The sequence below is a fragment of the Billgrantia endophytica genome (assembly GCF_002879615.1).
GTDB classification, from domain to species: Bacteria; Pseudomonadota; Gammaproteobacteria; order Pseudomonadales; family Halomonadaceae; genus Halomonas; species Halomonas endophytica.
The window spans coordinates 84,752-111,741 of record NZ_PNRF01000013.1 but is presented as its reverse complement, the minus strand read 5'-3'; the positions used below and the strand labels follow the sequence as shown (position 1 = coordinate 111,741).

The 26,990-nt window shown below is 63.8% G+C and carries 18 protein-coding genes; 14 read left to right on the top strand and 4 right to left on the bottom strand.

The window, feature by feature from the left end; genetic code table 11:
* The 3 genes from C1H69_RS07155 to aroB are packed head-to-tail and all read left to right on the top strand — an operon-like array spanning position 1 to position 3,499.
* Positions 1-1,839, top strand: coding sequence for a type IV pilus secretin PilQ (locus C1H69_RS07155; RefSeq protein ID WP_102652718.1), 1,839 nt, complete (start codon positions 1-3; stop codon positions 1,837-1,839).
* Complete coding sequence (aroK, locus tag C1H69_RS07150; protein ID WP_102652717.1) at positions 1,839-2,381, top strand: shikimate kinase AroK; 543 nt, start codon at positions 1,839-1,841, stop codon at positions 2,379-2,381. The genes C1H69_RS07155 and aroK overlap by 1 nt, the downstream gene beginning before the upstream one ends.
* Before the next feature lie 5 nt (positions 2,382-2,386).
* Positions 2,387-3,499 (top strand): 3-dehydroquinate synthase, encoded by a 1,113-nt coding sequence (gene aroB / locus C1H69_RS07145; RefSeq protein WP_102652716.1) that lies wholly within the window; start codon positions 2,387-2,389, stop codon positions 3,497-3,499.
* 107 nt (positions 3,500-3,606) lie between these two features.
* Here aroB and C1H69_RS07140 read toward each other — a convergent pair whose 3' ends face one another.
* Positions 3,607-4,515: a LysR family transcriptional regulator gene (locus C1H69_RS07140; protein WP_102652715.1), complete on the bottom strand. Its 909-nt coding sequence runs from the start codon at positions 4,513-4,515 to the stop codon at positions 3,607-3,609.
* 106 nt (positions 4,516-4,621) lie between these two features.
* On the opposite strand from C1H69_RS07140, the gene trpB reads away from it, so the two are divergent.
* The 7 genes from trpB to eno all read left to right on the top strand — a co-directional run bounded on the left by trpB (position 4,622) and on the right by eno (position 17,353).
* Positions 4,622-5,842 (top strand): tryptophan synthase subunit beta, encoded by a 1,221-nt coding sequence (gene trpB, locus C1H69_RS07135; RefSeq protein ID WP_102652714.1) that lies wholly within the window; start codon positions 4,622-4,624, stop codon positions 5,840-5,842.
* Positions 5,839-6,648: a tryptophan synthase subunit alpha gene (gene trpA / locus C1H69_RS07130; RefSeq protein ID WP_102652713.1), complete on the top strand. Its 810-nt coding sequence runs from the start codon at positions 5,839-5,841 to the stop codon at positions 6,646-6,648. Before trpB ends, trpA begins: the two co-directional genes overlap by 4 nt.
* A 536-nt stretch (positions 6,649-7,184) precedes the next feature.
* Positions 7,185-11,636, top strand: a complete 4,452-nt coding sequence (gltB, locus tag C1H69_RS07125; protein ID WP_102652712.1) for a glutamate synthase large subunit — start codon at positions 7,185-7,187, stop codon at positions 11,634-11,636.
* A 24-nt stretch (positions 11,637-11,660) separates the two neighbouring features.
* Positions 11,661-13,082 carry an FAD-dependent oxidoreductase gene (locus C1H69_RS07120; protein WP_102652711.1) on the top strand — a complete coding sequence of 474 codons (1,422 nt, stop codon included), beginning with the start codon at positions 11,661-11,663 and terminating at the stop codon, positions 13,080-13,082.
* Between the two features lie 395 nt (positions 13,083-13,477).
* On the top strand, positions 13,478-15,133 hold the full coding sequence (locus tag C1H69_RS07115) for a CTP synthase (RefSeq protein WP_102652710.1): 1,656 nt from the start codon (positions 13,478-13,480) through the stop codon (positions 15,131-15,133).
* Positions 15,134-15,138: 5 nt separating this feature from the next.
* Positions 15,139-16,005 (top strand): 3-deoxy-8-phosphooctulonate synthase, encoded by an 867-nt coding sequence (gene kdsA, locus C1H69_RS07110; protein WP_102652709.1) that lies wholly within the window; start codon positions 15,139-15,141, stop codon positions 16,003-16,005.
* A 55-nt stretch (positions 16,006-16,060) separates the two neighbouring features.
* Positions 16,061-17,353, top strand: a complete 1,293-nt coding sequence (gene eno / locus C1H69_RS07105; protein ID WP_102652708.1) for a phosphopyruvate hydratase — start codon at positions 16,061-16,063, stop codon at positions 17,351-17,353.
* 474 nt (positions 17,354-17,827) lie between these two features.
* Here the strand turns inward: eno and fdxA are convergent, their stop codons facing one another.
* The 3 genes from fdxA to azu all read right to left on the bottom strand — a co-directional run bounded on the left by fdxA (position 17,828) and on the right by azu (position 21,662).
* Positions 17,828-18,151, bottom strand: a complete 324-nt coding sequence (gene fdxA, locus C1H69_RS07100) for a ferredoxin FdxA (RefSeq protein ID WP_102652707.1) — start codon at positions 18,149-18,151, stop codon at positions 17,828-17,830.
* 158 nt (positions 18,152-18,309) lie between these two features.
* The gene (gene mutS / locus C1H69_RS07095; protein WP_102652706.1) at positions 18,310-20,886 is read right to left on the bottom strand and encodes a DNA mismatch repair protein MutS; all 2,577 of its coding nucleotides are present in this window, start codon (positions 20,884-20,886) and stop codon (positions 18,310-18,312) included.
* Positions 20,887-21,212: 326 nt separating this feature from the next.
* Entirely contained in the window at positions 21,213-21,662 is a 450-nt protein-coding gene (azu, locus tag C1H69_RS07090; protein WP_102652705.1) for an azurin, read from the bottom strand.
* 242 nt (positions 21,663-21,904) lie between these two features.
* Here azu and C1H69_RS07085 point away from each other — a divergent pair, with 242 nt between their 5' ends.
* From C1H69_RS07085 to alaS, 4 genes are all read left to right on the top strand, one after another.
* Positions 21,905-22,429, top strand: a complete 525-nt coding sequence (locus C1H69_RS07085) for a CinA family protein (RefSeq protein WP_102652704.1) — start codon at positions 21,905-21,907, stop codon at positions 22,427-22,429.
* A gap of 192 nt (positions 22,430-22,621) precedes the next feature.
* Positions 22,622-23,683 carry a recombinase RecA gene (gene recA / locus C1H69_RS07080; RefSeq protein ID WP_102652703.1) on the top strand — a complete coding sequence of 354 codons (1,062 nt, stop codon included), beginning with the start codon at positions 22,622-22,624 and terminating at the stop codon, positions 23,681-23,683.
* A 6-nt stretch (positions 23,684-23,689) separates the two neighbouring features.
* On the top strand, positions 23,690-24,169 hold the full coding sequence (locus C1H69_RS07075; RefSeq protein WP_102652847.1) for a regulatory protein RecX: 480 nt from the start codon (positions 23,690-23,692) through the stop codon (positions 24,167-24,169).
* A gap of 178 nt (positions 24,170-24,347) precedes the next feature.
* Positions 24,348-26,957 carry an alanine--tRNA ligase gene (alaS, locus tag C1H69_RS07070; protein WP_102652702.1) on the top strand — a complete coding sequence of 870 codons (2,610 nt, stop codon included), beginning with the start codon at positions 24,348-24,350 and terminating at the stop codon, positions 26,955-26,957.
* Positions 26,958-26,990: the final 33 nt, after the last annotated feature.

Below are 26,990 nucleotides of genomic sequence, written 5' to 3'. Positions count from 1 at the left end.
ATGAAGCAGACGATTCGTACAGTGATGGGGTTCTGCCTGCTGATGAGCGGTACGGTCGCGCTGGCGGCTACTGCATTGACCAATCTGGAGTTTCACCAGGGAGCAAGCGGAGAGCTCCAGGTAGACCTCACGTTCAGTGGCGGCGTACCGGAGGTGCGTGGCTACCGCCTGGACGAGCCGGCTCGGCTGATCATCGACCTGGTGGACACGGGTAATCGACTGGCGCGGCGGCGTGTCGACCTGGGCGTCGGTGGTGTCCAGCAGGTAACCGCCCGGGAAGCGGGATCACGCTCCCGTCTTGTCTTCGACCTGGACGAACCGCTGCCCTACGATGCGACCCGGCAGGACGACCGGTTGAGGCTCTCGATCGGCGGCGGAGCGTCGCCAACGCCGGTGGCGACCCCATCGACGCCGCATGCGGCACCACCGGCCGTGACAAGCCGAGTGCCCATGCTTTCCACCCAGAGCGGACGTCAGTCGACCATCGGGGCACAGCCGGTCACCCGGCAGGAGCGGAATCAGTGGGTGCGCCAGCAGCTTCCCTACACGGGTGAGCGCATCACGCTCAATTTCCAGGATATCGACGTGCGATCGGCGCTGGCGGTCATTGCCGATTTCACCGGCCTCAACCTGGTGGCCAGCGATAGCGTGACCGGGCGTGTCACGCTCAATCTGCAAGAGGTCCCCTGGGACCAGGCGCTGGATCTGGTGCTCAAGAGCCATGGCCTGGCCAGCCGTCAGGAAGGCAATGTCCTCGTCGTGGCATCCGCCAGTGAACTGGCCAATATCGAGCGCCAGAAGATCGAGGCAAGGGCGCAAGCCGAAACGCTGGCTCCCCTGGTATCGGAATATGTCGAGGTCAGATACGCCCGAGCCGAGGATATTGCTCGGCTACTTCGCGGAGGAGATGACTTCGGCCTGCTCACGAAGCGCGGACGGGTAGCCGTGGACCAGCGTACCAACATGCTGCTGATCCAGGATACGGCAGACCAGATTCAGGAGATTCTGCGGACTCTCGACAGACTCGATGTCGCGGTGCGGCAGGTCCAGATCGAGGCACGCATCGTGATTGCCCGGGACAGCGTCAGCAGGGAATTGGGAGTGAACTGGGGCGTTTCGTCCAGGGGGAGCGGCCGGGTGAACCTGGGCGGGGCCTCGTCGGGTGAGCCGATCACCCGGGATGGGCAGCGTTTCTCCCAGGGCGAGTACACGGGCCAGTTCGAGGGGCCGGGAGGCAGTTTGTTCCGGCGTGGCGGGCTTGCCGTCGACCTGGGCAGTGTCAATCCGATGACGAGCTTCGGGTTCGGTTACCTGTCCGGCGACGTCCTGTTGGACCTGGAGCTGCGCGCGCTGGAAAGCGAGAACAAGAGCCAGACGATCTCCCAGCCCCGCGTGATAACCGCCAACCAGAGAAAGGCCACCATCATCCAGGGTGAAGAGCGCGCCTTTCAGAGTGTGGATGCGCAGGGCAACCCTGACGTGCAGTTCAAGGAGGCCGAGCTCTCCCTGGAAGTGACGCCGCAGATCACCCCGGACGACCGCATCATCATGGACCTGGTGATCAAGAACGACAGTTTCCGGCAGGCCCTCCCCGGCGCCGAGCCACCTATCGATACCAACCGTATCGAAACTCAGGTGCTGGTCGACAATGGCGAGACGGTGGTACTGGGTGGGATACTCACCACCGAGCAGTTGAGCCGCCTGGCGAAAACCCCCTTCTTTGGCGATCTGCCTGTGCTGGGAAGGCTTTTCCGGTACAATGAGCAGAGCAACCAGAAGGTGGAGTTGCTGGTTTTCATCACTCCACGAATACTCGACGACGGTCTGGCGATTCGCTGATGCAGGACTTGCCCAATCTGATACTGGTCGGCCCCATGGGGGCCGGTAAGAGTACCATTGGCCGCCTTCTGGCGGCCGAGCTGTCACGTGACTTCCAGGACAGCGACCACGAGATCCAGGCACGCTGTGGCGCGGACATACCCTGGATTTTCGACGTGGAAGGCGAATCCGGGTTCCGCCAGCGTGAAGCCCAGGTGATCGAGGCGCTGACCGAACGCGAGGGTGTGGTGATTGCCACCGGTGGCGGTGCCGTGCTGCGCGAGGACAACCGGCGACGGCTGCGGGAGCGCGGTACCGTGATTTACCTTTTCACCACCGTCGAGCAACAGCTCAAGCGAGTTGCCAAGGACCGCAACCGGCCCCTGCTCCAGCGAGGTGATCGGGAACAACTGCTGCGCGACATGTTCGCCCTGCGGGACCCTCTCTATCGGGCTACCGCCGACGTGGTGGTGCGTACCGACCGGCGCAGCCCGCGAGCGGTCGTCAATGAAATCGTGCGCCGCGTGGAGCGGTTGATCGACCCCCTTCAAGCCAAGGCCTGAATCCCATGTCCACTAGTGAATGCCAAGACGCCATGCGCAGCCTTCAGGTCTCGCTGGGCGAGCGTAGCTACCCCATTCATATCGGCCCCGGCCTGTTGGGCGATTCTCGGTGGATCGCACCCCATCTGGCGGGGCGGCAGGTACTGGTCGTCACCAACGAGACGGTGGCCCCGCTCTATCTCGCGCGCTTGAGGGAAGGGTTGCCCGAGGGGCTGGAGGTTCGCGAACTGGTGCTGCCCGACGGGGAGGCCACCAAGACGCTGGAGCACGTCAGCCGCATCTGGGATGCGCTGCTCGAGGCCGGTTTCAATCGTCGCTGTACGCTGATCGCCCTCGGCGGAGGCGTCATCGGTGACATGGTGGGTTTCGCGGCCGCCTGCTATCAGCGTGGAGTCGCCTTCATCCAGGTGCCGACCACCCTGCTTTCCCAGGTCGACTCCTCGGTGGGCGGCAAGACCGGGGTGAACCATCCCCGAGGCAAGAACATGATCGGTGCCTTCTGGCAGCCGCGTGCGGTCTTGATCGATACGGATACCCTGGCGACCCTGCCGCCACGTGAGCTGTCGGCGGGGCTTGCCGAGGTGATCAAGTACGGCCTGATCCGAGATGCCGGCTTCCTGGCCTGGCTGGAGGCCGAAATACCCACCTTGCGCGAGCTCGATGCCGCAGCGCTGACACAGGCCATCGAACGCAGCTGTGCCATCAAGGCCGAGATCGTTGCCGAGGATGAAACCGAGCAGGGGGTGCGGGCCTTGCTCAACCTGGGGCATACCTTCGGTCATGCCATCGAGGCGCACCAGGGTTACGGCAATTGGCTGCATGGCGAAGCCGTGGGAGCCGGCATGCTGATGGCCGCCGAGCTGTCTCACCGTCTGGGCTGGCTGTCCGATGCCGACGTGGCGCGTGCAAGGCGCCTGATAGAGGAAGCCGGCCTGCCGCTGACGGCGCCCGGCGAGATGGATGTGAAAGCCTTCCTCGACCTCATGCGGCTGGACAAGAAGAATATCGACAGCCGCCTGCGCCTGATCCTGCTTCGTCGCCTGGGCGATGCCCGTGTCCATGACGAGACGCCGCCAGCGCTGTTGGAAGAGCTGCTGGACACGTTTCCCCGCTGCTGATTTTTCTCTGTCCCCGGCATTTTGATGCCAGGCAACGCCCGCCTTGTGCGGGCGTCTGCGTCTGCGCTTTTCATGTTGCGCGGTTCTTGCGCAACATGACGGCGAATTCAAGAAGCATGTTCCACTCGTCTCGCCTGCAACTGGCCGCGCAACCAGCCGGCCAGGCGCTCGGCGCGAGGGTCGCCGTGCCTGCGAGGCACCCAGAGCGCCAGGCGCGCGTCGGTTTCCACGAAGCCCCAAGGCGCCACCAGGCGGCCGGCGGCGAGGTCGCCGGCCACCAGCGTCTTGGGGGCGATGGCGACACCGAGGCCGGCGGTGGCGGCTTCCAGCAGGAAGTAGAGATGTTCGAAGCCCTGACTGAGGTGCAGGTCGTGCGTTTCCAGCCCTTGCGCCCGTAGCCACTGCGGCCAGGCCTGCGGACGCGACATGGTGTGCAGTACAGGCAGCTTCAGCAGCACCGCGGGCTCGACATTGCGCACGGCGTCGAAAACGGGACAGTGGGGACTGACCACCGGACCAATGCATTCCGTGGCCAGTTCGAGGACCTCCATGTCCGTCGGCCAGGGCGGCTCGGCGAACAGCAGGGAGGCGTCCACCCCCGGTCGGCGCGGGTCCAGCTCACCCTCGCTGGCCGACAGTTGCAGGCGCAGCTCCGGCAGCTCACGGTTGAGTCGATCCAGGCGCGGGATGAACCAGCGCGCCAGCAGGCTGCCAGGGCAGCCCAGCACGAACGGCCGATCTTCGGCCTCGCGACGCAGGTCGGCGCAAGCGCCGCGCAGCCGTTCGAAGGCCTCGGAGGCCACGTCGCGCAGGCGCAGACCGGCAGTGGTGAGTTTCACGCCGCGGCCATCCTTGTCGAACAGAGTCACGCCAAGCTGTTCCTCCAAGGCACGAATCTGGCGGCTCACGGCGCCATGGGTAACATGCAGTTCGGCCGCCGCATGGCTCACGCTCTGTAGGCGGGCGGCGGCTTCGAAGGCACGCAGGGCATTCAGCGACGGCAGGTCTCGGCTCATGATATCCGTGAGTTTTTCTGACAGGTCATGGCAATCTAATCGCTTTTCCGAATGGTGGCCAGGGGTAAGAATGACGGCATAGGAAACGCAAAGAGCAGGAGCCACCATGACGTCATTGCGCAACGGCCCCGATGCCAACGGTTTGTTCGGCACCTTCGGCGGCCAGTACGTCGCCGAAACCCTGATGCCGCTCATCCACGAGTTGGCCGCCGAGTACGGGAAAGCCGGCAACGATCCCGAATTCCACGAGGAACTGGCCTATTTCCAGCGCGACTACATCGGTCGGCCGAGCCCGCTGTACTTCGCCGAGCGCCTGACCGAGCACTGCGGCGGGGCGAAGATCTACCTCAAGCGCGAGGAGTTGAACCACACCGGCGCACACAAGGTGAACAACTGCATCGGCCAGATCCTCCTGGCGCGGCGCATGGGCAAGCGGCGTATCATCGCCGAGACCGGCGCCGGCATGCACGGCGTGGCCACCGCCACCGTGGCCGCACGTTTTGGCCTGCAATGCGTGATCTACATGGGCACCACCGACATCGACCGCCAGCAGGCCAACGTCTTCCGCATGAAGCTGCTGGGCGCCGAGGTGGTTCCGGTCACCTCCGGCACCGGCACCCTCAAGGACGCCATGAACGAAGCGCTGCGCGATTGGGTGACCAACGTCGATTCGACCTTCTACCTGATCGGTACCGTGGCCGGCCCGCACCCCTACCCGGCCATGGTCCGTGACTTCCAGGCGGTGATCGGCAAGGAGACCCGCGAACAGCTCGTCGAGAAGGAAGGGCGCCTGCCCGATTCGCTCGTCGCCTGCATCGGCGGCGGGTCCAACGCCATGGGCCTGTTCCACCCCTTCCTCGATGACAAGAGCGTACGGATCGTCGGCGTGGAAGCGGCGGGGCACGGCATCGGGACCGGCAAGCATGCCGCCAGCCTGAATGGTGGCATGCCCGGCGTGCTGCACGGCAACCGCACCTTCCTGCTGCAGGACGACGACGGCCAGATCATCGATGCCCACTCGGCCTCCGCCGGCCTCGACTACCCCGGCATCGGCCCCGAGCATGCCTGGCTGCACGACATCGGCCGCGTCGAGTACACCTCGATCACCGACGACGAAGCCCTGGACGCGTTCCACACCTGCTGCCGTCTGGAAGGCATCATCCCGGCGCTGGAAAGCGCCCACGCCCTGGCCGAAGTATTCAAGCGCGCACCGACCCTGTCCCGCGAACACCTGATGGTGGTCAACCTCTCGGGTCGCGGCGACAAGGACATGCAGACCGTGATGCACCACATGGCTGCCACGGCCGAGAAGGAGAACGAGGCATGAATCGCCTGCATACCCGCTTCGCCGAGCTGAAGCGGCAGAACCGCGCCGCCCTGGTGGCCTTCGTCACCGCCGGTGACCCGGACTACGACGCCTCCCTGGCGATTCTCAGGGGGCTGCCGAAAGCCGGCGCCGACGTGATCGAGCTGGGCATGCCGTTCACCGATCCGATGGCCGACGGCCCATCGATCCAGTTGGCCAATGTTCGCGCGTTGGCGAACAGTCAGAACCTCGCCGCGACCCTGCGCATGGTGCGCGAATTCCGCGAAGAGGATTCGGACACGCCGCTGGTGTTGATGGGCTACTTCAACCCGATCCACCGGTACGACGTGCCACGCTTCATCGCCGAGGCCAGGGAGGCCGGCGTCGACGGCCTGATCGTCGTCGACCTGCCGCCGGAACATGACTCGGACCTCTGCGACCCGGCCCGGGCCGCCGGCATCGACTTCATCCGCCTGACCACGCCGACCACCGACGACAGGCGTCTACCGACCGTGCTCGGCGGCAGTTCCGGCTTCGTCTACTACGTCTCGGTGGCCGGCGTGACCGGTGCCGGCGCGGCGACCCTGGAGCATGTCGAACAGGCCGTGGCACGCCTGCGTCGGCATACCGAACTGCCGGTGTGCGTCGGCTTCGGTATCCGCACGCCGGAACATGCCGCCAGCATCGCCCGGCTGGCCGACGGCGTGGTGGTCGGCTCGGCGCTGGTCGACCGGATCGCTGCCAACGGCGACCGCGCCCTGGCCATCGATGCCGTGCTCGACCTTTGTGCCCAACTCGCCGAAGGGGTGCGCGGCGCACGGCATTGAGCGGACAAGGCGGCCCGCCGCGCCCGCTCGCCACCCTCCTTGCCCGGCCTCGGTGACTGCTCCAGTCCGCCCGCCGCGTAGAAGTTGCGTCCTTGGCTCACCGTGAAGGGTATCGCCGGGACGCTTACACACCATGTTGATGATCCCGCCCAGTTCGCTGGTGCTGTTGAGCAGCCTGGATGCCTGGATTCCATAAATCAGCATGCCTCATGCCATATCGGCATGATGATTTCGGCAGGCATTAGACTAAAGTCTAGCATCCATCAATGGTCGTTTGAAAATCGTTTATGGCCAGCGCAAGTCATTGAACTGCTGGTTTTTTTCCTGCCGAGGCGTATGGCAAGTTGCGGATTTGACGGGAATTTTTGAGGCGTGGGAGGGGCAGGTAATTGCGTGTCGTGTCCGTGGGTGTCTATGCTAGGCGTCCTTTATTCGCGACAGCAGCTGGCCACTACAGGCCTAATAAAAAATAAAAAAACCGGATAAGATATAAATTTTCTGCTGTTAGGTCAATAGTATTTTTTTGAGGCACGCCCATGAACAGAGGCCTTCATCACCCAGGCGAGTTCCGTGACAACTGTGGGTTCGGGCTGATCGCCCACATGGAGGGGCAGGCCAGCCATGACCTGCTTCGTACCGCCATTGAATCCCTGACCTGCATGACCCATCGCGGTGGCATCGCGGCCGATGGCAAGACCGGCGATGGATGTGGCCTTCTGCTGAAAATGCCCGATGAGTTCATGCGGGAAGTCGCCACCGAGGCCCTGGATGTCTCCCTGGGTGAACGCTTTGCCGTCGGTGTCATCTTCCTGCCCGATGATGATGCTGGAGAGGCCCGTGCGCGAGGTGTGCTGGAGGGAGAGTTGCGTGCCTGTGGCCTGGTCATCCGTGGCTGGCGCGACGTGCCGGTAGACCCCGCGTTCTGCGGCCCCATGGCGCTGGAGTGCCTGCCGCGCATACGGCACCTGTTCGTCGAGCCCGGCAAGTTGAGCGACCCCGAGCGTTTCGACGTCGACCTGTTCATGGCGCGGCGCCGTGCCGAGCAGATGTTGCGTGACGAGCAGGATTTCTATGTCTGCTCGCTCTCCTCGCAGGTGGTCTCCTACAAGGGCCTGGTGATGCCGGTGGATCTGCCGGCGTTCTATCATGACCTGAGCGACAAGCGTCTGGAAACGGCCATCTGCGTCTTCCACCAGCGCTTCTCCACCAATACCGCCCCGCGCTGGCCGCTTGCTCAGCCTTTCCGGTTGCTGGCGCACAACGGCGAGATCAACACCATCGAGGCCAATCGCGGCTGGGCCAACTCGCGCAAGGAAAACTTCGTCAACGAGCGGTTGCCCGACATCGCCGAGCTGGACGAGATCGTCAATACCGTTGGATCCGACTCGTCGAGCATGGACAACATGCTCGAGGTGCTGCTGATGGGCGGCATGGAGCTGCACCGTGCCGTGCGCATGATGGTGCCACCGGCCTGGCAGAATGTGGAAACCATGGGGGGCGAGCTCCGTGCCTTCTACGAATACAACTCCATGCATATGGAGCCGTGGGATGGCCCCGCAGGGGTGGTCATGACCGATGGTCGTCAGGCGGTCTGCATGCTGGACCGCAACGGCCTGCGGCCGGCCCGCTGGGTCATCACCAAGAACGGCTATATCACCCTGGCCTCCGAGATCGGTACTTACGACTACAAGCCGGAGGACGTGGTGGCCAAGGGGCGCGTCGGCCCGGGTCAGATTCTGGCCGTGGATACCCAGACCGGCGAGGTGCTGCATACCGAGGATATCGACGCTCGCCTCAAGTCGGCCTATCCCTACAAGCGCTGGCTCAAGGAGGAGGCTCACTATCTGGAATCGGCCCTGACCGAGCTGGCCAGCTTCCAGAACATGGATCACGAGGCGGTCAAGACCTGGCAGAAGATGTTCCATGTCAGCTTCGAGGAGCGAGATCAGGTGCTGCGGCCGCTGGGTGAAAGCGGCCAGGAGGCGGTGGGCTCCATGGGCGACGATACGCCCATGGCGGTGCTGTCGCGCAAGCACCGCCTGCTGACCGACTACTTCCGGCAGAAGTTTGCCCAGGTCACCAACCCGGCCATCGATCCGCTTCGCGAAGCGATCGTGATGTCGCTGGAAACCTGTATCGGGCCCGAACTCAATGTGTTCAAGGCCACGCCCCTGCATGCCCACCGGATCATCCTGACCACCCCGGTCCTGTCGCCGCGCAAGTTCGCGGCGCTGCTCGATCAGGACGACCCGGCTTTCACCAGCCACACGCTGAGCCTGGGGTACGATCCCGAGCGGATCGGCCTCAAGGCGGCGTTGGTCGAGTTGTGTCGAGCTGCCGAAGCCGCCACGCGTGAAGGCAAGGTCCTGCTGGTGCTCTCCGACGCCCATCTCGAAAAGGGCCAACTGCCCATTCACGCGGCGCTGGCCGTTGGTGCGGTCCATCATCATCTGGCCCGGCTGGCGCTGCGCCCACGGGTCAACCTGGTGGTGGAAACCGGCTATGCCCGGGACGCTCACCAGATGGCCGTGCTGTTCGGCGTGGGCGCCACCGCGGTCTTTCCGTGGCTGGTCTACCAGGTGATGGCCGACATGCACCGCACCGGGGAACTGACCGGCAACCCGGCGGATGCCCGTGAGAACTACCGCAAGGGGCTGCAGAAGGGCCTCTACAAGATTCTCTCCAAGATGGGTATCTCGACGCTGGCCTCCTATCGCGGTTCCCAGTTGTTCGAGGCCGTGGGTCTTTCCTCCGAGGTGATGGAGCTGTGCTTCACCGGCATGGCCTCGCGTATCGAAGGAGCCGGCTTCGCCGAGCTGCAGCTGCAGCAGGAACTGCTGGCGCGGGATGCCTGGACGCCGCGCAAGGGCATCTCTCAGGGTGGGCTGATGAAGTATGTCCACGACCATGAGTATCACGCCTATAACCCGGACGTGATCAAGGCGCTGCAGGAGGCCGTGCAAGAGGGTGACTACACCAAGTGGAAGACGTTTGCTGCCCTGGTCAATGAGCGTCCGGCCGCCACCCTGCGTGACCTGCTGGGGTTGAAGCTCGCCGAGACACCGCTTTCCCTGGAGGAGGTGGAGTCGGTCGAGGATCTGATTCCGCGCTTCGACAGTGCCGGCATGTCGCTGGGCGCCCTGTCGCCCGAGGCCCACGAAGCCTTGGCCCAGGCCATGAACGAGGCCGGTGGGCGGTCGAACTCCGGCGAGGGTGGAGAGGACCCGGCACGCTACGGCACCATTCGCTCCTCCAAGATAAAGCAGATCGCGTCGGGCCGCTTCGGCGTCACGCCGGCCTATCTGGTCAACGCCGAGGTGCTGCAGATCAAGGTGGCCCAGGGCGCCAAGCCCGGCGAGGGAGGCCAACTGCCCGGTGGCAAGGTCAACGACCTGATCGCCCGGCTGCGCTATTCGGTGCCCGGCGTGACTCTGATCTCGCCGCCGCCGCACCATGACATCTACTCCATCGAGGATCTGGCGCAGCTGATTTTCGACCTCAAGCAGGTCAATCCGGAGGCGCAGGTTTCGGTGAAGCTGGTATCCGAGCCCGGCATCGGCACCATCGCCACCGGCGTGGCCAAGGCCTATGCCGATCTCATCACCGTGTCCGGCTATGACGGCGGCACCGCGGCAAGCCCGCTGACCTCGATCAAGCACGCCGGCAGCCCGTGGGAGCTGGGCCTGCCCGAGGTGCATCAGGCGCTGCGCATCAACGGGCTGCGTGACAAGATTCGCCTGCAGACCGACGGCGGCCTCAAGACCGGCCTCGATGTGATCAAGGCGGCCATCCTCGGTGCCGAAAGCTTCGGTTTCGGTACCGCCCCGATGGTGGCGCTGGGCTGCAAGTATCTGCGGATCTGCCATCTCAACAACTGCGCGACCGGGGTCGCCACCCAGCATCAGTACCTGCGTGACGAGCATTTCCGCGGCACCGTGGACATGGTCAAGAACTACTTCCGCTTCATTGCCGAGGAGGTGCGCGAACTGATGGCCATGCTCGGGGTGCGTCAGCTCACCGACCTGATCGGCCGCACCGATCTGCTCGAGGTACTGGAGGGCGACACCGCTTCCCAGCGCAAGCTCGACCTGACGCCACTGCTGGCAAACGACTTCGTACCGGCCGATGCGCCGCAGTTCTGTCAGGTCCGGCGCAACGTGCCCCATGATCCGGGTGCCAAGAACCAGGAGGTGCTGACGGCGTTGACCGATGCCATCGAGCAGAAGTCCGGCGGCGAGTTCGCCTTCCGCATTACCAACTGTGATCGCTCGGTGCCGGCGCTCAGTTCCGGGGCCATTGCCAAGCGGTATGGTGAGGCGGGGCTCGAGGATGCGCCCATCACCCTGCGCTTCGAGGGGGTGGCCGGCCAGAGCTTCGGTGTCTGGAACGCGCGTGGGCTGCATCTCTATCTGGAGGGCGATGCCAACGACTACGTGGGCAAGGGCATGAACGGCGGCAAGGTGGTCATCGTGCCGCCGCGAGACAGCCGCTTCGCCAGCCACGAGACGGCCATTATCGGCAATACCTGTCTGTATGGCGCCACGGGCGGCAGGCTGTTCGCCTCCGGTACCGCCGGTGAGCGCTTCGGGGTGCGCAATTCCGGCGCCCATGCGGTCATCGAAGGGGCCGGCGACCACTGCTGCGAGTACATGACCGGCGGCCAGGTCTGCGTGCTCGGCGAGACCGGCGTCAATTTCGGTGCGGGCATGACGGGCGGCTTCGCTTACGTACTCGACGAGGATCGCTCCTTCGTCGACCGCTACAACCATGAACTGGTGGAGATCCACCGGGTGAATACCGAGGCCATGGAGGCCTACCGGCGGCATTTGAGGGAAGTCATCGAGGAGTTCGTTGCCGAAACCGGCTCTGCCCGAGGGCGCGCGATTCTCGATGATTTCAGCGACTTCGTTCGTCACTTCTGGCTGGTGAAGCCCAAGGCGGCAAGCCTGGGCAGCCTGCTCGACGAATCCCGTAGGCGCCCCGAGTAAGCCGGATTTCCAGGAGAAACGATCATGGCCAACCGTTTGACCAGAAACGATTTTCAGTTTATCGACGTGGGTCGTCAGGACCCTCGGAAAAAGGAAGTGCGCACCCGCTCGCGGGAGTTCTCCGAAATCTACGAGCCCTACAAGCCGCAAGAGGCCGCCAGTCAGGCGCATCGCTGCCTGCACTGTGGCAATCCCTACTGTGAATGGAAGTGCCCGGTCCACAACTATATTCCCAACTGGCTGCAACTGGTGGCCGAGGGAAATATCCTCGAGGCGGCGGAGCTGTCGCACAAGACCAATACCCTGCCCGAGGTGTGCGGCAGGGTCTGCCCCCAGGATCGCTTGTGTGAAGGCGACTGCACCCTCAATGACGGTTTCGGTGCGGTCACCATCGGGTCGGTGGAGAAATACATCACCGACACCGCCTTCGCCATGGGCTGGCGCCCCGACATGTCCCAGGTGGCCTGGACCGACAGGAAGGTGGCAATCATCGGTGCCGGCCCGGCGGGGCTTGGCTGTGCCGATATTCTGGTACGCAACGGCGTCAAACCGGTGGTCTACGACAAGTATCCGGAAATCGGCGGCCTGCTGACCTTCGGTATCCCCGAGTTCAAGCTCGAGAAGACGGTAATGGAGCGCCGCCGGGCGGTATTCGAGGAGATGGGCATCGAGTTCCGGCTCGATACCGAGGTGGGCAAGGACATTCCCTTCGACGGGCTGCTTGAGCAGTACGATGCCGTCTTCCTGGGCATGGGTACCTACAAATACATGCAGGGCGGCTTTCCGGGCGAGGATCTCCCCGGGGTGCACAAGGCGCTCGACTACCTGATCGCCAACGCCAACCATTGCCTGGGCTTCGAGAAGGACCCGGCCGATTACGTTTCGCTGGCAGGCCGGCGGGTGGTGGTACTGGGCGGCGGCGATACCGCCATGGACTGCAATCGCACGGCCATCAGGCAGGGTGCCTCGATGGTGACCTGTGCCTACCGCCGCGACGAGGAGAACATGCCGGGCTCCAAGCGCGAGGTGAAGAATGCCCGCGAGGAGGGCGTGGAGTTCCTGTTCAATCGCCAGCCGGTGGCCGTGGTGGGCGAAGGCAAGGTCGAGGGTGTCAAGGTGGTGAGGACCCGCCTGGGGGAGCCCGACGAGAATGGTCGCCGGCGTCCCGAAGTCGTGCCGGGTTCCGAGGAGATCCTGCCGGCCGATGCCGTGGTCATTGCCTTCGGCTTCCAGCCGAGCCCGGCGCCCTGGTTCGCCGAGGTGGGCATCGAACTCGACGAACGTGACCGGGTCAAGGCGCCGGAGCAGGGGGCCTATCCCTTCCAGACCACCAACGAGAAGATCTTCGCCGGTGGCGACATGGTGCGTGGCTCCGACCTGGTGGTTACCGCCATCTACGAGGGCCGCCAGGCTGGTGAAGGTATTCTCGACTACCTGGGGGTCTAAGACCACGACGGGTCGAGGCTGCCGGCTTCGGTGGCTTTGCCCCCGCGGCTTTTCCGGCGACAGGCCTCTGCGGGGGCGCTGTGAACCCGTCCGTGGGCGCTACTTTTTCCATCCCTGGAAAAAGACCCCCGCTTCGGCCTGCCCCCGGCGCCGCTAGGCATGAAGTCCGGCTTTTCCGGCGACAGGCCTCTGCGGGGGCGCTGTGAACCCGTCCATGGGCGCTACTTTTTCCATCCCTGAAAAAAGACCCTCGCTTCGGCCTGTCCCCGATCAAGCCGCGCTCAAGGTTGCCGAGTCGGCCGAAATTGAGCCATTGGTCGTAATCTGCTACTCTGTCGTCCCATCCCGGCGCGGCTTTCTGCCGAGCCTCATGATCACGTTTCGACAGGTTCTTCATGACACGATATATCTTCGTGACCGGCGGCGTTGTGTCCTCTCTCGGCAAGGGCATCGCGTCGGCTTCGCTGGCGGCGATTCTCGAGGCCCGTGGCCTCAAGGTCACCATGCTCAAGCTCGATCCCTACATCAATGTGGATCCGGGCACCATGAGCCCCTTCCAGCACGGCGAGGTGTTCGTCACCGAAGATGGCGCCGAGACCGATCTGGACCTGGGCCACTACGAGCGCTTCATCCGTACCAAGATGACCCAGGGCAACAACTTCACCACCGGCCGCGTCTATGAGCACGTGCTGCGTCGCGAGCGTCGGGGCGACTACCTGGGCGGCACCGTGCAGGTGATCCCGCACATCACCGACGAGATCAAGCGCCGTGTCTATGCCGGCGGCGAGGGTTTCGACGTGGCCCTGGTGGAAATCGGCGGTACCGTGGGCGACATCGAGTCGCTGCCCTTCCTGGAATCGATCCGTCAGATCCGCAGTGAACTGGGCGCAAGCCGGGCGCTCTTCATGCACCTGACGCTGGTGCCCTACATCAAGACGGCGGGCGAGACCAAGACCAAGCCGACCCAGCACAGCGTCAAGGAGCTGCGCTCCATCGGCATCCAGCCGGACATCCTGATCTGTCGCAGTGAAGTGGAGCTCGAGGAGACCGAGCGCCGCAAGATCGCTCTGTTCACCAACGTGGAAGAGCGGGCCGTCATCCCGTTGCAGGATGCCGATACCATCTATCGCATCCCGCTGATGCTCCATGAGCACGGCCTGGACGAGATCGTCTGCGACAAGCTGCGCCTCGAGGCGGACGCGGCCGAGCTCACCGAGTGGGTTCATGTCCTGGATGCCAAGCTCAACCCGCTCAAGTCGATCAATATCGCCATGGTGGGCAAGTACATGGAGCTGCTCGACGCCTACAAGTCGCTCAACGAGGCGTTGATCCATGCCGGTATCCAGACCCGGGTGAAGGTCAACGTCGACTATATCGACTCCGAAGACATCGAACGCCACGGCATCGGCCGCCTGGCGGGGAAGGATGCCATCCTGGTCCCCGGCGGCTTCGGCGAGCGTGGGGTCGAGGGCAAGATACTGACCGCTCGTTTCGCCCGCGAGAACGACATCCCTTACCTCGGAATCTGCCTCGGCATGCAGGTGGCGGTCATCGAATATGCCCGGCACGTGGCCGGTTGGGAAGATGCCAATTCCACCGAGTTCACCCACGACACCCAGCACCCGGTGGTGGGGCTGATCACCGAGTGGCTCAATGCCGAAGGCAAGATCGAGCTGCGTGACTCGGCGTCGGATCTGGGCGGCACCATGCGCCTGGGCGGCCAGGTCTGCCGTCTGAAAGCGGGCACCAGGGCGCGTGAAGCATACGGGGCCGACGAGATCGTCGAGCGCCATCGTCACCGCTTCGAGGTCAACAACCAGTTCATCGACGAATTGGAGAAGGCGGGACTGGTGGTTTCCGGCAAGAGCGTCGACAACTCCCTGGTGGAGATGATCGAACTGCCCGACCACCCCTGGTATGTGGCCTGCCAGTTCCATCCGGAATTCACGTCCACGCCTCGCGACGGCCATCCACTGTTCACCGGCTTCGTCAACGCGGCGCTGGAGCACAAGGCAGCCCGCACCCGCGTCCAGCCTTCGCATCAGGAGTGAACGTCATGTCTGCTTCCGACCATCACATTCCGGAGCGTCATATCGAATTTGCCGGCCTAGAGGCCGGCAATTCTTTGCCGCTGATGCTGCTGGGCGGCATGAATGTCCTCGAATCTCGCGAGATGGCTCTCGAGGTCGCTGAAACCTATGTCGATGTCACCGGCCGGCTCGGCATGCCTTTCGTGTTCAAGGCGAGCTTCGACAAGGCCAACCGCAGTTCCATCCACTCCTTCCGCGGCCCGGGCCTCGAGAAGGGGCTGGAGATGCTGGCCGAGGTAAAGGCCCGGTTCGGTGTGCCGATCATCACCGATGTGCATGAGCCCTGGCAGGCGGCCCCGGTCGCCGAGGTGGCCGACATCATCCAACTGCCGGCCTTTCTGGCCCGGCAGACCGACCTGGTGGTGGCCATGGCCAGGACCGGGGCGGTGATCAATATCAAGAAGCCACAGTTCCTGGCGCCCCATGAAATGCGCCACATCCTGCGCAAGTGCGAGGAGGCCGGCAACGACCGACTGTTGCTCTGCGAACGCGGTTCCAGCTTCGGGTATAATAACCTGGTGGTGGATATGCTTGGCTTTGGTGACATGAAGCAGTCGGGTTACCCGGTTTTTTTCGATGTCACACACTCTCTCCAGCGCCCTGGCGGGCGAGCCGACAGTGCCGGTGGGCGTCGAGCCCAGGTGGCTGAACTGGCGCGTGCCGGTGTTGCCGTGGGCTTGGCCGGGCTGTTTCTGGAGGCCCACCCGAATCCGGACGCGGCACTCTGTGACGGCCCCTGCGCGCTGCCCCTGGATCGGTTGGAGCCCTTCCTGGCTCAGCTCAAGGCCCTCGATGATCTGGTCAAGGGCCTGCCGGCGCTGACGATAAATTGATGGCTGTTCACGACTGCTCCACTCAACGCTGACCATTAGTAAAGGACGATACACGATGACCAAGATTGTCGATATCCACGCCCTTGAAGTACTCGATTCCCGCGGCAACCCTACCGTGCAGGTTGACGTGCGGCTCGAAAGTGGTGCAGTGGGCGTGGCCTGCGCGCCCAGCGGTGCCTCCACGGGCTCGCGTGAAGCGCTGGAGCTGCGTGATGGCGACAAGTCGCGCTATCTGGGCAAGGGCGTGCTGAAAGCCGTCGAGGCAGTCAACGGGGCGATTCGCACCAGGCTGGTGGGCATGGACGCCCGGAATCAGCGTGGCCTGGATGATGCCATGCTCGAGCTCGATGGCACCGACAACAAGGCCACGCTCGGCGCCAACGCCATCCTCGCCGTATCCCTTGCCGCCGCCAAGGCGGCTGCCAACGCCAAGGGCGTGCCGCTCTACGCGCATATCGCCGAACTCTATGGCCAGCCGGGCCAGTACAGCATGCCTGTACCCATGATGAATATCCTCAATGGTGGCGAGCATGCCGACAACAATGTCGATATCCAGGAGTTCATGATTCAGCCGGTGGGCGCGCCGAACTTCCGTGAAGGCCTGCGCATGGGCGCCGAGATCTTCCACGCCCTGAAGAAAGTGCTGTCCGCCCGAGGACTTGCCACCGCCGTGGGCGACGAGGGTGGTTTCGCTCCCAACCTGGCGTCCAACGCCGAAGCGCTGGCGGTGATCAAGCAGGCCGTGGCCGATGCCGGCTATGAGCTGGGTCGCGATATTACCCTGGCACTGGACTGCGCTGCCTCCGAGTTCTATCGGGACGGCCAGTACAACCTGGCCGGGGAGGGCCAATCCTTCGATGCGAATGGCTTTGTCGACTACCTGGCCGGCCTGTGTGACGACTACCCCATCGTGTCGATCGAGGATGGCATGGACGAGTCCGACTGGGATGGCTGGAAGGCGCTCACCGACAAGCTCGGTAGCAAGGTCCAACTGGTCGGTGATGACCTGTTCGTGACCAATACCCGCATCCTCAAGCGTGGTATCGACGAGCAGATCGGCAACTCCATCCTGATTAAGTTCAATCAGATCGGCTCGCTCTCCGAGACGCTTGATGCCATCAGGATGGCCCAGGATGCCGGCTTTACCGCAGTGATCTCCCACCGTTCCGGCGAGACCGAGGACACCACCATCGCCGACCTGGCGGTCGGTACCTCGGCTGGCCAGATCAAGACCGGTTCACTGTGCCGCTCGGACCGCGTGGCCAAGTACAACCGGCTGCTGGTGATCGAGCAACAGCTGGGTGGGCAGGCCGCCTATCCGGGGCGTGCCGCCATCAGGGGACAGTAGTTTTTTCGAGCCGATGTTTTACCGTTGAAGCGGCGATATCGCCGACTATCCACGTAGGAAATTGCCTACAAAAAAGCGACGTTCCAAGCTTGATTCATAGCAGGAAGGCTGGCGTCAATCGCGTCGGCCTTTTTTAATAGTGTTGTTTTTGCGAGTATTTTTTTTGGCGGCTCAGCTTGGGTCAAGAACGGTCTAATGCTTTGCGCCGTTTGCGTCCCAGGCCGGAAATGCCACAATACAGGTGGGACAAGGGAGAGCGGGAGAGCTCTCCGGCAGGATGCAACGGGATGCATTACAGGTGGTGCGCCCGGTGTAACAGGAAGTTGCTTCCGGGCAGGGAAGTTGCCACAGGAGACAGGACGGAAGGATCCGTCCAGGGACGGCTGGGAACGGGCGACCTTAGGGTCGCCTTTTTGCGTATCATTCGTGGAATCGCCGGATATTCGGCGATTTGCGTGCCGAATCCAGGCCGGCTCAGCGCTCCAGGTGCTGGCGCTTGCCTGGCTTGCCATCCCACTCTTCCGCATCGGCCGGCGGGTCCTGCTTCTCGGAGATGTTCGGCCAGACCTCGGCCAGCTCGGCATTGAGGGCGATGAATTCCTCCTGTCCTTCCGGCAATTCATCTTCCGAGAAGATGGCCTCGGCTGGGCATTCCGGCTCACATAGAGCGCAATCAATGCATTCGTCCGGGTGGATGACCAGGAAGTTGGGGCCCTCATAGAAGCAGTCCACCGGGCAGACCTCGACACAGTCGGTGTACTTGCACTTGATGCAGTTCTCGGTAACGACAAATGTCATGCCTGTCTCCCTCCTAGGGGCCGGGGTGTGCAGTGCCCGGGTGATGGTAATTTGGGTGCCAGGCACTTAGGCCTGCTGGTTATAAGAAATAGACTTTTTAGAAGCCTGAAATCGATAAACGCTTCATTCTAGACATGCGCTCCGACCGGGGCAAGCCGCTACAGCCGCTCGCGCCACTCATAAAGCAGTGCCAGTGCCTGGCGTGGCGTCAGGTCATCCGGGTCGAGACCCGACAGCGCCTCCAGCAGCGGGTGCGGCGTGCTGGCGAACAGGTCGGTCTGCAAGGGCGCCGTCTCGCCATCCGTGCGAGCCGGGACACGGCTACCCTGGTCGATTTCCTGCTGCTCCAGCTGTGCCAGCTTCTCGCGTGCTCGTACGATCACGGTCTGTGGGACCCCCGCCAGCTGGGCTACCTGCAGGCCATAGCTCTGGCTGGCCGGACCTTCCTCTACCCGGTGCATGAAAACGATGCCGTCCTTGTGCTCGGCCGCGGTGAGGTGCACGTTCGCCACCCCCTCGGCCTGCTCGGGCAGTGCCGTCATCTCGAAGTAGTGGGTGGCAAACAGGGTGAACGCTCGGGTGCGGGTCAGGTGCTCGGCACTGGCCCAGGCCAGGGACAGGCCATCGAAGGTGCTGGTGCCACGCCCGATCTCGTCCATCAATACCAGGCTCTGCTCAGTGGCATTGTGCAGGATGCTGGCGGTTTCGGTCATCTCCACCATGAAGGTGGAGCGACCGCCGGCAAGGTCGTCGCTGGAGCCGATCCGGGTAAAGATGCGGTCTACGGGCCCTATGCAGGCATGGTCGGCCGGTACGAAACTACCGGTATGGGCGAGCAGGGTGATCAGGGCAGCCTGGCGCATGTAGGTCGACTTGCCGCCCATGTTGGGGCCGGTAATGATCAGCATTCTTCGCCCATCGTCCATGACGAGATCGTTGGGCACGAAGGGAGCGTCGCTGACCTGTTCCACCACCGGGTGGCGTCCACCACGGATCTCGATGCCGGGCGTGTCGAGCAGCCGAGGGCGCTCGAAGTCGAGCGCCCGGGCGCGCTCGGCGAAAGTGGCCAATACATCCAGCGACGCCAGCGCACGTCCGGTGGCCTGCAGTGCGTCCAGCTCGGTATTGAGCTGGTCCAGCAGGCTCTCGTAAAGCAGCTTCTCACGAGCCAGGGCACGAGATTTGGCCGATAGCGCCTTGTCCTCGAACTCCTTGAGCTCGGGGATGATGAAGCGCTCGGCATTCTTCAGGGTTTGCCGTCGGATATAGTCGACCGGTGCCTCCTGGGCCTGGGCTCGGGGAATCTCGATGTAATAGCCATGCACGCGGTTGTAGCCGACCTTGAGGCCGGGCAGGCCGGTACGCTCACGCTCCCGGCTCTCCAACTGGACCAGATAGTCGCCCGCATGCTCGGCAAGGCCGCGGTACTCATCCAGCTCGGCGTCGAACCCCTCGCGGATCACTCCACCGTCGCGGATCACCACCGGAGGGTTGTCCATCAGGCCGCGGCTCAGGGTGTCGGCCAGCTCGGGGTAGGGGCGAACATGATGTTGCAGATCGTCCAGGGCGGTGCCGCCACTGAAGGTGGCCAGCTCGCCCTGTAGCGCCGGCAGGGCGAGCAGGGCATCACGCAGCCGGGCAAGGTCCCGTGGCCGGGCGCTGTAAAGCGCTACCCTGGCCAGAATGCGTTCCACGTCGCCGATGGCCTTTAGCAGGTCTCTCGGTGCAGCGAAGCCTTCCTGGTCGAGCAGCAGGGCCACCGCCGCCTGTCGGTTCTGTACTTGGACACGATCCCGCAGTGGACGGTTGAGCCAGCGCTTGAGCAGCCGGGAACCCATGGCGGTTGCGGTGGTGTCGAGCACGCTGGCCAGGGTATTGTCGCCGGTGCCGCCGAGATTGGTATCGATCTCCAGGTTGCGACGGCTGGCGGCATCGATGACGACGGCATCATCGCGGCTCTCGACACCCAGGGCGGTCACATGGGGCAGGCGCGAGCGCTGGGTGTCCCGGGCATATTCGATCAGTACGCCGGCGGCCGTAATGGCCGCCTCGAGGTGGGCGCAGCCGAAACCACGCAGGTCCTGGCTCTGGAACTGGTCGCACAGGGTGCGGGTGGCGCCCTCCAGATCGAACAGCCAGTCGCTCTGGCGGCGCAGGCCCCGGCGGCCTTCCAGGCCGGACGGCAGAATCAGGCTCTCCGGAACCAGCAGTTCGGCGGGATCCAGGCGCTGGAGTTCGGCCAGCATCTCGCTTTCGCCCTCGACTTCGAGCACGCTGAAGCGGCCGCTGGAGAGCTCCAGCCAGGCCAGCCCCCAGCAGTGCCCCACGGGGTGCAAGGCCACCAGCAGGTTGTCGCGGCGGGCATCCAGCAGGGCTTCATCATAGAGGGTGCCGGGGGTGACGATACGCACCACCTTGCGCTCCACCGGCCCCTTGCTGGTGGCCGGGTCACCGAACTGTTCACAGATCGCCACCGATTCGCCAGCCTTGACCAGGCGGGCGAGGTAACCTTCGGCGCTATGGTAGGGGACGCCGGCCATGGGAATCGGTTTACCCGCCGACTGGCCGCGCTGTGTCAGGGTGATGTCGAGCAACGCCGCAGCGCGCTTGGCGTCGTCGAAGAAGAGCTCGTAGAAATCGCCCATGCGGTAGAACAGCAGCACGTCGGGGTGTTCGCGCTTGATTGTCAGGAACTGCTGCATCATCGGCGTGTGAGAAGGGCTGGCCTGGCTCATGGCGATCCCGTGGTGTTGCGTCGGTTGGGATGATGCGCTGGCGTGATCTTGGTCGCCCCAGCGCACCGTAGGCGAAGGCGATATTCTACGCAAAACTCCGCGCCTTTGCGCGGCGGTGTCAGTGGCCGCTGCTGGAGTTTTTGGTGGAGCGTCGGTGGAGGTGTCATGCCATGGTCGGGAGTGGGCCGGGAACCGACTGGGGCGGTTTCGACAGGCGGCACAAGCCGGAGAGGTGATATCGCGCCACTGGGGCAGGGAAGGTGGTCCGATGATATAAGTCAGGGAGCGCCCAGGCGCTCCCTGGCAGTGGGTGATTCGGTTGCCGGTCAGTCGACCAGAGTCACGCTGCCGCGCATCATCATGGAATGACCGGGGAAGCTGCAGAAGAAGAGGTATTCCTCGTCTTCTTGTAACTTGGCCACGTCGAAGGTGACCGAGGTGTTTTCACCACCACCGATCATATCGGTATGGGCGATGACGCGCTCATCGTCGGGCGGCAGGTAGCCTTGGTCGGCCCCGGCAGCGACGGCATCGCTAGCGAGATCATTTATCTCGCTCTCCTTGGCCAATACCCAATTGTGTCCCATGGAAGTCACGGGCATGGTGCCTTCATGGGTCAAGTTGACGGTGAAGGTGTCACAGCTCTTGCTGATCTCAATGGCGTCGGTATCGAAGGTCATCTGGTCGGTGGCAGCAATATCCACCTCGCACTCGGCGGCAAGAACCGGAAAACTGGCCAAGAGTAGCAGTAAAGCGACGACAATCCAGCGAAGCATGGTGTAACCCCTCTTACGGTTTCGTGATACGAGATTCCATCCTAAGGCGTCGAGAAACAGACTGCGACCGACATTGCGGGACCTGCAGCAATTTGCCGCAGTGCAATTTGCCGCAGTGCAAGGGGGCGTCGGGTGAAAAGGTGTAAGGACGGGTGAAGAACTTCATGCGTTGCGAAGAGTCGACAGGCGGTGAGGTGATACGATGAATGAGCACAGCGCGATCCGTTTCGAGGAGCATCTCCATGTCCCATAGTGCCTCCAGTCTTGCCAATCTCGACCTGAGCACCCTGGCCGAGCGTCTTGGCCGACGCTGTCGTGAGCGTGGTGTGACGCTTACCGTTGCCGAGTCCTGTACCGGGGGGGGCGTGGCCAGTGCCATCACGTCGGTTGCCGGCAGTTCGGACTACTTCGAGATCGGATACGTTACCTACTCCAATGCCGCCAAGACTCGGCTGCTCGGGGTGCCGGAAAACACGCTGGCGGAACAGGGCGCCGTTAGCGGTGACGTGGTCCAGGCCATGGTGGCCGGTGCCTGTCGTGACAGTGGCGCACAGCTTGGCGTGGCCGTCAGCGGCGTGGCGGGCCCCGGTGGCGGAACGGTGGACAAGCCAGTGGGCACGGTATGGCTCGCCTGGGGTAATGGCGAGCGGCAGCAGGTCGAAGAACGGCATTTTCCCGGCGACCGGCGGGCCGTGCGCGAGCGCGCTGTGCGCGAAGCCATTGTCGGCCTGATCCGCTACGTGGAAGCCACGTCGACACGAGAGTGAGTTTGCATCTAGTCGCGCGTCGATTTTTTCGCCATACTACTGGCCAATCATACAGTATGGCGGCGGGTGCCATTCCGGCTCGCCAGCGCCATTGTTTTGCAGGTCTTGTTTTACAAGACTGGTTGTGTAAAGACATCCGGCGAAGCCGGGATTCATGACACGTTTGCAAATACGTTCTGCGAGGAGAGCCAAATGGCACAGGATGACAACCGTTCCAAGGCACTGAATGCCGCCCTTTCCCAGATCGAGCGCCAGTTCGGCAAGGGCACCGTGATGCGGCTGGGCGATACGCCCCGGGTGATCATGCCATCGGTGTCGACCGGTTCCCTTGGCCTGGATATCGCCCTGGGTATCGGTGGCCTGCCGCTTGGGCGTGTCGTCGAGATCTTCGGGCCGGAGTCCTCGGGCAAGACCACCCTGACCCTGTCGGTGATCGCTCAGGCCCAGAAGCAGGGAAAGACCTGCGCCTTCATCGATGCCGAACATGCACTCGACCCCAGCTATGCCGAGAAGCTCGGCGTCAATCTCGACGACCTGCTGGTTTCACAGCCCGACACCGGCGAACAGGCACTGGAAATCTGCGACATGCTGGTGCGCTCCGGCGGCGTCGACGTGATCGTCATCGACTCGGTGGCGGCTCTGACCCCGCGCGCCGAGATCGAGGGCGAGATGGGCGACTCCCATGTCGGCCTGCAGGCGCGCCTGATGTCCCAGGCGCTGCGCAAGATCACCGGCAACATCAAGAACGCCAACTGCATGGTGGTGTTCATCAACCAGATCCGCATGAAGATCGGGGTGATGTTCGGCTCGCCGGAAACCACGACCGGGGGTAACGCACTGAAGTTCTATGCCAGCGTGCGCCTCGACATTCGCCGCACCGGCTCGGTCAAGTCGGGCGACGAGGTGACCGGCAACGAGACACGGGTCAAGGTGGTCAAGAACAAGGTGGCGCCGCCGTTCCGTCAGGCCGAGTTCCAGATCCTCTATGGCAAGGGCATTTATCATGCCGGTGAAGTGGTCGACCTGGGCGTGCAGTGCAACCTGGTCGACAAGGCGGGTGCCTGGTACAGCTACAAGGGCAACAAGATCGGCCAGGGCAAGGCCAATGCCGCTCAGTTCCTCGAGGATAACCCGGCGGTGATGGAGGAAATCGAGAGCCAGATCCGCGGTCAGCTGCTGGCGACAGTAGAGCCCAAGGAGAAGGAAGCCACTGCCGAGCTGGCCGATGACGCCGACGAAGGCAGCCTGCTCTAAGCCATGATGGGCCTGCCTGCTCCGGGCCGCGAGGCCTTCCCCCGGGAGGATGCCATTCGCCTGCTGGCCCGGCGCGAGTACTCGCGCGCCGAGCTGGCGGAGCGGCTTGCCGCGAAGGGGCATGCCGGGCCTGCGATCGGAGAGTGCCTGGATGCCCTGGTTGAGCAAGGCCTGCAATCGGATACCCGCTTTGCCGAGACGTTCCTGCGTTCGCGCATCGCTCGGGGCCAGGGGCCGCTGAAGATTCGCGGCGAGCTGGCTCGTCGCGGCATCGACCGTGACAGGATAGCGGCCGCCTTCGCCGAAGCCGAACGGCAGGGAGAGGCAGACTGGCTCGCCTTGGCCGCCGTGACCCTGGCGCGACGCTTTGCAGGGCCCGGCGACACCCCCCGTGAGCGAGCGCGTCGCGAACGCTTCCTGGCCAGCCGCGGCTTCGATTTCGAACAGCTCCGCCACGCCCTTGCCCATGCCTGGCACGACGACTGATTTAAGCCCGTCGCTGCCCCTACTCTTCAGTCGCTTGACAACTACGTTATAATATCCCCCTTTGCGAACGCCCCGGGTGGCGCTTCTGTGCGCTCCGGCGTGCCTTTTCGGCCTGATCGTCTGGCCGTGGATTCTCGCCTGCCCGCCGGGTCACCATGCTTATCGCCACGGATACCCAATGAAAAGCGCAGACATCAGACAGGCATTTCTGAGTTACTTCGAGGAGCATGGCCATATCACCGTGCCGTCCAGCTCCCTGGTGCCGGGCACCGATCCGACCCTGCTGTTCACCAATGCCGGCATGGTACCGTTCAAGGACGTCTTTCTGGGCCGCGACCCGCGCCCCTATGTCCGGGCGGTGTCTTCCCAGCGCTGCGTGCGGGCCGGCGGCAAGCACAACGACCTGGACAACGTCGGCTACACCGCACGTCACCACACCTTCTTCGAGATGCTGGGCAACTTCAGCTTTGGCGACTACTTCAAACGTGACGCCATTCGCTTCGCCTGGGCGTTCCTCACCGAGACCCTCGGGCTGCCCAAAGAGAAGCTCTGGGTGACGGTGCATATCAGCGATGACGAAGCCGAGTGCATCTGGAAGGACGAGGTGGGTATCGATCCGTCACGCTTCTCGAAGCTCGACGAGGACAACTTCTGGCAGATGGGCGATACCGGCCCCTGCGGGCCCTGTTCGGAAATCTTCTATGATCATGGCCCCGAGGTATGGGGTGGGCCGCCGGGAAGCCCCGAGGAGGATGGGGACCGCTACATCGAGATATGGAATCTGGTCTTCATGCAGTTCGACCGCGACGCGGCCGGTAACCTGAATCCGCTGCCCAAGCCTTCCATCGACACCGGCATGGGTCTGGAGCGCATCGCTGCGGTAATGCAGGGCGTGCACTCCAACTACGAGATCGATCTGTTCCAGTACCTGCTCGAGGCTGCGGCCAGGGCCACCGGCCATGGTGATACCACCACGCCGTCGCTGCGGGTGATCGCCGACCATATCCGCTCCTGCGCCTTCCTCATCGCCGATGGCGTACTGCCTTCCAACGAGGGGCGTGGCTACGTGCTGCGCCGGATCATTCGTCGTGCCGTTCGCCATGGGCACAAGCTCGGCGCCAAGGGCAACTTCTTCCACAAGCTGGTGGGTGCGCTCGACGTGGTCATGGGCGAGGCCTATCCGGAGCTGCGCGAGGCACGCCACCAGATCGAGCGCGTCCTGCTCAAGGAAGAGGAACAGTTCGCCCGTACCCTGGAGCACGGCATGAGCCTGCTCGAGGAAGCGCTGGAGGAGCTCGATGGCGACGTGCTGCCCGGCGAGACGGTCTTCAAGCTCTACGACACCTTCGGCTTCCCCTATGACCTGACGGCCGATGTCTGCCGCGAGCGGGGCGTGACTCTCGATGAGCCCGGTTTCCAGCGTCATCTCGAGGCCCAGCGCGAGCGGGCCCGGGCGGCGAGCCAGTTCGGTGCCGACTACGGTGCGTCACTGGCGCTCGAAGGCGAAACCGAGTTCACCGGCTACGACCGGCTCGAGGATCGCGCTATCGTCACCGCCATCGTCGACCGTGAAGGCAATGCGCTGGCGTCACTCGAACCCGAGCAGCGTGGCCTCGTGGTGCTCGACCGCACGCCGTTCTATGGCGAATCCGGTGGGCAGGTGGGTGACACCGGCTATCTGCATGTCGAGGGTGGGCGTTTCCTGGTCACCGATACACAGAAGCAGGGCGGGCACCACCTGCATCACGGCGTACTGCTCGAGGGCGGACTGGCGGTCGGCGCCGAGGTTCGTCCCCAGGTCGATGCCAGGCTGCGTGCGGCCACGGTACGCAACCACTCGGCGACCCACCTGATGCACAAGGCGCTGAGGATGGTTCTGGGCGACCACGTGCAGCAGAAGGGGTCGCTGGTCACGCCCGAACGTCTACGTTTCGACTTCAGCCATTTCGAGGCCATGACGTCCGACCAGTTGGCCGAGGTGGAGCGTCTGGTCAACGAACAGGTACTGGCCAACGCATCGACGCTCATCGAGCAGATGACCCTTGACGAGGCCAAGGCCAAGGGGGCCGCCGCGCTGTTCGAGGCCAAGTACGCCGATAGCGTGCGCGTGCTGACCATCGGCGCCGACGATTTCTCCATCGAGCTGTGCGGCGGTACTCACGTGACGCGCAGCGGTGACATCGGCTGTTTCCATATCGTCAGCGAGCAGGGCATCGCCTCGGGCGTGCGCCGTATCGAGGCCATCACCGGCGAAGGAGCGCTCGCCTGGTTCCGTGAGCAGGAAGCCCGGGTCAATCGCATCGGCGAACGGCTCAAGGCCAAGCCGGAGCAGGTCGAGGAGCGCGTCGAGTCGCTGGTCGAGCGCAATCGCGCCCTGGAAAAGGAGCTCGAGCGGCTCAAGGCCAAGCTGGCCAGCGCCGCCGGCAGCGACATGCTGAGCCAGGCTCGCGAGATCGGCGGCATCAAGGTGCTGGCCACTCGTCTCGAGGGAGTGTCCGCCAGGGAGCTGCGCGGCGTCCTCGATCAGCTCAAGAACAAGCTGGGCTCGGGAATCGTGGTGCTCGGAGTGGCGGACAGGGAGGCTGGCAAGGTCAGCCTGATCGCCGGCGTCACTGACGACCTGACCGGACGCGTGAAGGCCGGCGAACTGGTCAACCACGTGGCTTCCCAGGTCGGCGGCAAGGGAGGCGGTCGTGCCGACATGGCCCAGGCCGGCGGCAACGATGTCGCTGCCCTGCCGGGTGCATTGGCAAGCGTGCCGGCCTGGCTGGAGAGTCGCCTCCAGTAAGCGTCCTGTTCCCCCTAGGCCGGCTGCCAGTGG